Source organism: Massilia sp. LXY-6, assembly GCF_051233485.1.
GTDB lineage: Bacteria > Pseudomonadota > Gammaproteobacteria > Burkholderiales > Burkholderiaceae_D > Telluria.
In genome coordinates, this window is record NZ_JBKFGF010000093.1 from 1 (window position 1) to 8,560 (window position 8,560).

7 protein-coding genes are annotated in these 8,560 nt (G+C 66.8%); 4 read left to right on the top strand and 3 right to left on the bottom strand.

The features are described 5' to 3' along the window. Nucleotides 1–266: 266 nt before the first annotated feature. From ACI48D_RS25895 to ACI48D_RS25905, 3 genes are read left to right on the top strand one after another with little or no spacing between them, the layout of a single operon-like run. On the top strand, nt 267–956 hold the full coding sequence (locus tag ACI48D_RS25895) for a 2Fe-2S iron-sulfur cluster-binding protein (RefSeq protein ID WP_435574117.1): 690 nt from the start codon (nt 267–269) through the stop codon (nt 954–956). A gap of 10 nt (nt 957–966) precedes the next feature. Then, complete coding sequence (locus ACI48D_RS25900) at nt 967–1,965, top strand: FAD binding domain-containing protein (protein WP_435574118.1); 999 nt, start codon at nt 967–969, stop codon at nt 1,963–1,965. After that, nucleotides 1,962–4,208, top strand: a complete 2,247-nt coding sequence (locus ACI48D_RS25905; RefSeq protein ID WP_435574119.1) for a xanthine dehydrogenase family protein molybdopterin-binding subunit — start codon at nt 1,962–1,964, stop codon at nt 4,206–4,208. The genes ACI48D_RS25900 and ACI48D_RS25905 overlap by 4 nt, the downstream gene beginning before the upstream one ends. On the opposite strand, the gene ampC is transcribed toward ACI48D_RS25905, so the two are convergent. From ampC to ACI48D_RS25920, 3 genes are all read right to left on the bottom strand, one after another. Next, the gene (gene ampC, locus ACI48D_RS25910; RefSeq protein WP_435574123.1) at nt 4,201–5,364 is read right to left on the bottom strand and encodes a class C beta-lactamase; all 1,164 of its coding nucleotides are present in this window, start codon (nt 5,362–5,364) and stop codon (nt 4,201–4,203) included. The two genes, ACI48D_RS25905 and ampC, sit on opposite strands and share 8 nt — an antisense overlap. A gap of 100 nt (nt 5,365–5,464) precedes the next feature. Continuing rightward, nucleotides 5,465–6,226, bottom strand: coding sequence for a LytR/AlgR family response regulator transcription factor (locus tag ACI48D_RS25915; RefSeq protein WP_435574120.1), 762 nt, complete (start codon nt 6,224–6,226; stop codon nt 5,465–5,467). Nucleotides 6,227–6,229: 3 nt separating this feature from the next. Further along, nucleotides 6,230–7,351: a sensor histidine kinase gene (locus ACI48D_RS25920; protein WP_435574121.1), complete on the bottom strand. Its 1,122-nt coding sequence runs from the start codon at nt 7,349–7,351 to the stop codon at nt 6,230–6,232. A 163-nt stretch (nt 7,352–7,514) separates the two neighbouring features. On the opposite strand from ACI48D_RS25920, the gene bla reads away from it, so the two are divergent. Beyond that, on the top strand, nt 7,515–8,387 hold the full coding sequence (gene bla / locus ACI48D_RS25925) for a subclass B3 metallo-beta-lactamase (protein ID WP_435574122.1): 873 nt from the start codon (nt 7,515–7,517) through the stop codon (nt 8,385–8,387). Nucleotides 8,388–8,560 lie beyond the last annotated feature (173 nt).

The window sequence follows — 8,560 nt, forward strand, 5'->3', positions numbered from 1 at the left end:
AACCCCTCGTTTTTCTTCAACGCCAGCGGTGTTATCAAAACACCTAGCTCAACTACTTGATTTCGTTCAGCTTTTCTCGCGCTGCAGAAGCAGGAGGCGAACTATAGCAAACCGGTATGGGAATGCGCAAGGGCCTGACCTCGCTTTTTTTGCACACGAACGAGACAGCTATGTGTGCGGTCTAACGGAACTGATTTCACCGCGGCAGATAATGAATTGCTCAGCCTCCTGCGATGCGTCCGCCGCATCCCTTTCGAAAGCCTGTGATGTCAGACCAACCCAGCCATCCTGTCGCAGACGTGAATACGCTCGCCGACGTGGACACCTCACGCCGCGGCTTCATGCAATCCGCCCTGCTCGTCGCGGGTGCCAGCCAGCTGCCTTTGGCGCCAGCCGGCGCAGCGCCAGCAAAAAACGCCACCCCGGCCGCACCATTCGTCCCACCCCGTCCGGTCACGCTGAACATCAACGGCGCCGAGCACCAGCTGTCGCTCGAACCGCGCGTCACCCTGCTGGATGCCCTGCGCGAAGTGCTGCACCTGACCGGCACCAAGAAAGGTTGCGACCGCGGCCAGTGCGGCGCCTGCACCGTCCTCGTCGATGGGCGCCGCATCAACTCCTGCCTGACCCTGGCGGTCATGCACCAGGGTGCGAAGATCACGACCATCGAAGGCATCGCCAGCGGCGAGGAACTGGCGCCGATCCAGGCCGCCTTCATCGAGCACGATGCCTTCCAGTGCGGCTACTGCACCCCAGGCCAGATCTGCTCGGCCGTCGCCTGCATCGCCGAAATGAAAGCCGGCACGGCCAGCGCGGTCACGCCCGACGTGCGCCAGCAGACGGTCGCGTTCACCGATCCGGAGATCCGTGAACGCATGAGCGGCAACCTGTGCCGCTGCGGCGCCTACAACAACATCGTCACCGCCATCCGGGCGGCGGCGCGGGCCAAGGCATAGGGAGGGCAGCATGCGCGCCATCGACTTCGACCAGGCCAGCGACCCTGCCAGCGCGATCCGCCTGATCCAGCAGCCGAACGCCAAGTTCATCGGCGGCGGCACCAACCTGCTCGACCTGATGAAGGGCGACGTCGAACGGCCTGCGCGGCTCATCGACATCAACCACATCGGCTTGGACCGGATCGCCGAGCTGCCGAACGGCGGCCTACGCATCGGCGCCCTGGCCCGCAACAGCGATACCGCCAACCACCCGCTGGTGCGCAGCCGCTATCCGCTGCTGACCCAGGCCCTGCTGGCCGGCGCGTCCGCCCAGCTGCGCAATATGGCGACCATCGGCGGCAACCTGCTGCAGCGCACCCGCTGCCCCTACTTCATGGATACTGCGTTCGCGATGTGTAACAAGCGTGCCCCCGGGAGCGGCTGCGGCGCGCGCGAAGGCGTCAACCGCATGCATGCGATCCTCGGCGCCAGCAGCGCCTGCATCGCGGTGAACCCGTCCGACATGAACGTCGCGCTGGCCGCCCTCGATGCGGTGATCCAGGTCAGCGGCCCGAAGGGCGAACGCAGCATCCCGATCGGCGAGTTCCACCGCCTGCCGGGCACCATGCCGCAAGTCGACACGCTGCTGCATGCGGACGAACTGATCACCGCGGTGGATCTGCCGCCCCCGGCTTTTACGCGCCATACCCACTACCTCAAGGTGAGGGAGCGGAACAGCTACGCCTTCGCGCTGGTCTCGGCGGCGGCGGCACTGGAGATGGATGGAGAGATAGTGCGCCAGGCCCGCATCGCCCTCGGCGGCGTCGCGCACAAGCCGTGGCGCGTGCCGGCGGCGGAAGCGCTGCTGGCCGGCCAGCCGCTGGACGAGGCGCGCTGCACGCAGGCGGCCAAGCTGCTGCTCGACGGCGCCCAGGCTTTCAAGGACAACGGCTACAAGATCAAGCTCGCCGAGCGCGCCGTCGTGCGTGCCTTGCGAGAAGCGCAGGAAAACCAGGGGGAAAGCGCATGAGTGTGATCGGACAGGGCATCGACCGCCTGGATGGGCCGCTCAAGGTCACCGGCCGGGCCACCTACTCGGCCGAACACCAGATCCCGCGGCTGGCCCACGGGATGATGGTGCTGTCGACCGTGCCCAAGGGCCGCATCGTCGCCATCGACGTGGCCAGCGTCAAACGCATGCCCGGCGTGATGCTGGTGATGACGCACCAGAACGCGCCGCGCCTGCAGAGTCAGGGCAAGTCCGAAGGCAGCTCGGGCGGCAAGGAACAATCGAAACCGGACCAGAAAAAGCAGCCGCCGAATCCCGCGCTCTCGCTGCTGCAGGACGACCGCGTCCTGTACAACGCGCAACCGGTCGCCGTCATCGTGGCCGACACCTTCGAGCACGCGCGCGACGCCGCCCGCCGCCTGAACGTGCGCTATGCGGCGGAGCCGGCCCAACTCGACTTCCGCAAGGCCAAGATGAAGCTGCGCCGTCCCGAAGCCCAGCCCGACCGCCCGCCCGACACCGGACGCGGCAACGTCGCGCGCAGCATGGAGCGCGCCGCACAGAAACTGGACCTGGTGTACACGACGCCGATGGAGAACCACAACCCGCTCGAACCGCACGCGACGATCGCCGACTGGGAAGGCGACCGGCTGACCCTGTACGACGCGACCCAGAACATCTCGGGCGTGCGCCGCACCGCCGCCCAGACCTTCGGCATGGACCCGGAAAAGATCCGCGTGGTCTGCCCTTTCGTGGGCGGCGGCTTCGGCTGCAAGGGCTCGACCTGGTCGCACGTGATGCTGGCGGCGATGGCCTCGCGCATGGCCGGCGTGCCGGTCAAGATCGTACTCGAGCGCACGCAGATGTATGGCCCGGTCGGCGCGCGTCCGCTGACCGAGCAACGCCTGCGGCTGGGCGCCACGAATGAGGGCAAGCTGCTGGCGGTGACGCACCACACGGTGTCGAGCACCTCCTTCGTCGACGACTTCGTCGAGCCCTGCACGGCCGTGACACGCAAGGCCTATGCGAGCGAGAGCCTGCAGACCTCGCAGCGCCTGGCGACCCTGAACGTGGGCGTGCCGACCTATATGCGGGCGCCGGGTGAATCGAGCGGCAGCTTCGCGCTCGAGTCGGCGATGGACGAGCTGGCGTATGCGCTGAAGGTCGACCCGGTCCAGCTGCGCCTGCTGAACTATGCGGAGAAGGATCCCGAGAAGGACATTCCATGGTCGAGCAAGTCGCTGCGCGAGTGCTACCGGATCGGCGCCGAGCGCTTCGGCTGGGCGCGCCGCACGCCCGAACCCGGGTCGATGCGCGCGGGCCGCACCCAGGTGGGCTGGGGGATGGCGACCGCTTCCTATCCGGCCAACCGCAAGGGCTCCAAGGCCTCAGCAAGGATCGATGCGGACGGTTCGCTGCTGGTGCGCAGCGGCACCCACGATCTCGGCACCGGCACCTATACCGTCATGGCGCAGGTCGCCGCCGATGCGCTCGGCGTGGACGTCTCGCGCGTGCGCGTCGAGCTGGGCGACACGCGCTTTCCGGAAGCCCCGGTATCGGGCGGTTCGCAGACCGTCGCGAGCGTCGGCCCGGCGGTGCACCAGGCCGTGCGCGCGGCGCGCGACAAGCTGATCGCGACGGCGCTGGGCGATACCGCATCCAGCCTGCACGGCCTGAACGCGAACGAGGTCGACACCGCCGGCGGCTGGCTGTTCGCGAGAGCCGATCCGGCGCGGCGCGATGCGATCGCGGCCGTGGTGTCGCGCAACGGCGGGCAGCCGGTGACCGCCGAAGCGAACGCCGACCAGGGCGACGAGAAGAAGCGCTACGCCATGCAGGCTTTCGGCGCCGTGTTCGCCGAGGTGCACGTGGATCCGGACCTCGGCACAATCCGGGTGCCGCGCATCGTCGCCGCCTACGGCGTGGGACGCGTCGTCAACCGCAAGACCACGCACAGCCAGCTGATGGGCGGGATCGTGTGGGGCCTGGGTATGGGATTGATGGAGAAGACGGAAATGGACTGGCGCGTGGGACGGGCAGTGAACGCCAACCTGGCCGACTACCACTTGCCCGTCAATGCCGATATCGGCAGCATCGACATCACCATGGTCGACGAACACGACGCCTACATCAACGAGCTGGGTACCAAGGGCGTCGGCGAGATCGGCATCACCGGGGTGGCGGCGGCGATCGCCAACGCGGTCTACCACGCGACCGGCAAGCGCATCCGCGACCTGCCGATTACGCCCGACAAGCTTATTTGATCAGCTGCTCGAGGATGGCGTGGGCCGCCTCGACCCGCGCCGCATTCGGGTAGTTTTTATTCGCCAGCATGACGATGCCGACCCGGTATTCGGGCACGAACAGCACGTACGCGCCGAAACCGCGGGTGGCGCCGGTCTTGTTGAACAGTGTTCCGCGCGCCGGGGCCTGCGGCGGCCGGAGCCTGGTCGCCGGATTCGCTTCGCGGCTCATCTTGTCGCCGTTCCCGGCTTGCAGGTCCGCCAGGCTCACGGGTAGGCGGTATTGCTCCCACCCGAGACCCTGCACGGTGTCGCCGACCTGGAAGTAGCCGGTGTGGGTGCAGTCCACCGCGCGCCGCATCGGCTCCGGCAGCTGGCCTGGGTCGATATTCTGCCGCACGAAGCGGATCATGTCGGCGGCGCTCGACTTGACGCCGTACGCTTCCGCATCGAAGACGCCGGGGCTGACCCGCACCGGCCTGTTCTTGCTGTCATAGCCCCAGGCGTAATCGGCCATCGCCGCCGCCGGTATCCGGATATGGCTGTGCGTCAGGCCGAGCGCAGGGAACAGTTGGCCCTCGACGGCATCGGCAAAATTCGACCGCAGCGCGAGCGCCGCCGCATGTCCGAACAGGCCGATGCTCGGGTTCGAATAGCGGCGCTGCGTGCCGGGCGGCGCGTCCGGGGTCCAGCCGCGGAAGTACGCCAGCATCTGCGTCTCGTCCGTGACCTCGTCCGGCATCTGCAGGGGCAGGCCGCCGGCCGTGTAGGTGCCGAGTTCGAGCAGGCTGGCGCGGTCGATCGCGCTCCCTTTCAACGCTGGCATGGTCTTGCCGGGATGGTCGTCGAAAGACAGCTTGCCCAGGTCCCATGCATGGCATCCCAAGGTTGCGGTGAAGGTCTTGCTGACGGAGCCCAGTTCGAACAGCGTGTTCTCGCTGACGGCGATATGCTGTTCTTTCGACGCCAGGCCATAGTTGAAGAACATCGTCTGGCCGTCCACGGTCACGGCGACCGCCATCCCGGGCAGGTCGTACCGGGCCATCAGGGGCCGGATCGCACGGTCGACGGCGGCGCGGACAACGGCGGTATCGGTGCCATTGACGGCGGCGCGGCTTGCGGGCGGCAATAGGAAGACGCAGAGACAGGCAAGGGGGAGGTGCCGGACGGGTTGCAGCCGGATGGTCAAAGTGTTCTCCAGTTCTTGGTGACACGCCAGTATAGGCAGGGTGTCGATGGCGAAACCAGCATGGCCGTCCCGGTGCGCCGGCAATTCGTCACATCGCCGATTTCAACGAGCCCAGGTAGCGTTCGCTGACCGCCACCGTGGCAGCGCAGCGCAGCGCGAGCCGGTAGCTGCCGTCGCCGACGGTCTCCAGGCGCGCGATCTGGCTGCGCCGGACGATCGCGCTGCGGTGCACGCGCAAAAAGTCTCCAGGGGCGAGCAGCGCTTCCAGCCGGTTCAGGGTGATGCGATGCAGTACCGTGCGCCCCTCCAGGTGCAGCTCGACGTAGTTGCCGGCCGATTCCACCCACAGGATGTCGTCCACGCGCACCTGCTCGATGCGGCCGACTGAGCGCACGTTGATGCGCTCCAGTCCTTCCACGGCACGACCCGCATCGGCAGCGACATAATCGCGCAGGGCCGCGCCATAGGCCTCGCGCTGCCGCTGTCCCAGCATGGCGCCGATGCGCTCGACGGTCTGGGCCAGGCGCGCATCGTTCACGGGCTTGAGCAGGTAGTCGAGCGCGTGCACCTCGAAGGCGTCGACCGCATGCTCGCTATAGGCGGTCGCGAACACGATCAGCGGCGGCTCGCGCAGGCGACTGACCTCGCGCGCGAGCACGAGGCCGGATTCGACCGGCATCTGGATGTCGAGGAAGATCACGTCGACGTCCTGCGCGGCCAGGGCCGCACGCGCGGCAGCGGCGCCGTCGCACTCGGCGACCAGCAGCCAGTCGGGATGTGCAGCCAGGGCCAGGCGCAGATTGGCGCGGCTGGGCGCTTCATCGTCGACGATCAGGTAGCGTACCGTCATCGTTCACTCCCGTTCGAGCGGCAGGCGGACCTCGGCCACGAAGCGACCGTCCGCCAGGGAGGTGGACAGCGACGCGGTCGGATGCATCAGCTTCAAGCGCTCCCGCGTATTCGCCAGCCCGAGTCCTGCGCCGGGATTCGGCGAAGCCTGTGCGCTGACGGGATTGGTAACGCGGATGACGAGAACCTCGCCATCCTGCACGAAGCCCAGGCGGATGTCGCTCGGCGCGCCACTGTGCCGGCAATCGAGGTCATGGCGCAGGGCGTTCTCGATCAAGGGCTGCAGCAGCAGCGGCGGACACTCCACTTCGTGCAGCAGCCTGCCCTCCCCGTCGATGTGGACCTGCAGCCGGTCGCCGTAGCGCAGGCGCTGCAAATCGAGGTAGTCACGCACGAACTGCAGCTCGGCGGCGACGGTTGCGGTGCTGCGCACGCTGGCCGACAGCGCATAGCGCAGCAGGTCGCTCAGGCGGCCGATCCCGCCGAGGGCCAGGGTCCGGTCGCCGTCGCGTACCAGGGCGCTGATCGCATTCAGCGCATTGAACAGGAAGTGCGGCTCGAACTGCGCGCGCAGGGCCAGCATGCGCTGCTCTTCCAAGGCCAGGCGCAGGTTGAGCATGTCGGTCTGGCTGCGCTGCCAGGCCAGTTCGCGTTCGCGGACCTGGCGCCAGTAGTGGACCGCGAGGATGGCGGCGAAGGTGCCGGTGGTCGAGAACCAGCCGACCAGCAGCATCTTCATGAACAGCTGGCGGACGTCGTCCAGGCTGGCGATGTGCAGATAGCCGCGCAGCCAGGCCATGTAGGTCCACTGGGCGGGCTGGAACACCAGCACGAGCCCGACGAACAGTGCGAACACGTTGGATGGCCGCGCGATCAGGGCAGGTCGGCGCGCCAGCAGCATGCTCAAACCGGCGCTCAGGACGATCAGCGGCACCGCGTACTCGACGAACCAGGTCGCCAGCAGGGCCGGATAATGGCTGTCGATGCCGACGCGCAGGTTGTCGCTGTAGGTCTGCAGCGCGCCCAGCACGCTGATGGCTGCCCACAGCAGCACGGTCGACACGAGGGTGCGCGGAGCCGAAGGGGGCGCGGAGAAAAAGCCGGGGTGATCGACGCGTTGATTCATCGGGAAAAGTATAGCAGCGCGCATGCCCGTGGGCCGGATTGGCCGGCCGCCGCTATCACGCCAAACCGGGGTTTCGTCACCCGGCTGCTGCCGGGCCATCGACCGCAGCGCAGAATGAAGGTGGCTTCAATCGCTTTTTCGCCATCACATTCTTACTTTGAACATGAGAAAACCGATCAGCTTCGCCGTGGCCATTACGCTCGCTACCTCCCTTGCCTCCGCCAGTGCGGCGGACTGGCACGCACCCCAAGATCCTTTTGCCGTGTATGGCAATACCTATTATGTCGGGACCGGCGGCATCAGTGCGGTGCTGATCACCTCGCCCGCCGGCCATGTTCTCATCGATGGCGGGCCGACAGGATCGTCGGCACAAATCGCCGGGCATGTGCGCAAGCTCGGCTTCAAGGTCGAGGACATCCGCTATATCCTGAGTGGGCACGAACATGTCGATCACGCCGGTGGCATCGCCGAACTGCAAAAGATGAGCGGCGCGATGGTAATGGGCAGCCCACCCTCCGTAGGCGTGCTGCGTACCGGCCAGCCGGACAGGCGCGACCCGCAATATCCGAATCTGGCAGCAATGGCGCCGGTTGCCAACACGCGCGCGGTGCACGATGGCGAAGTGGTGAGGCTCGGGCCTCTGGCCATTACCGCGCACTTTACTCCGGGGCATACGGCGGGTGCGACCAGTTGGAGCTGGCGCTCGAGCGAGGGCGGACGGACGATGAACATGGTGTACGCGGACAGCGTGACTGCGGTTGCTGCGGACGGCAGGAGTTTCAGCAAGAATCCGCTTTATCCGAAGGCGCGGGCAGACGTCGTGCGCTCGATCGCGACGGTGGAATCGCTGGACTGCGATGTGCTGGTGAGTGCGCATCCGGAAGCCAGTGGTTTGTGGGAGAAGAAGGCAAAGCAGGCGGAGCTCGGAAATGCGGCCTTCATCGACCGCGACGGCTGCCGCAAGTATGCGGAGAAGGCGCGTGCGACGCTGGCGACGACGCTGACTGCGGAAGCTGCCGCGGCGCCGGCGAAATAAAGAAAGTATCCGGCTGAGTCATCAAGCCTGTCCGCTGCGCAGCCGGACGGCATTTGTCGCCGCCCAAAAGCAAAAAGCCCGCCCAGACTTAACTGGGCGGGCTCTGCTGAATAATTAGCCTGACGATAACCTACTTTCACACTGGTTGCAGCACTATCATCGGCGCAAAGTCG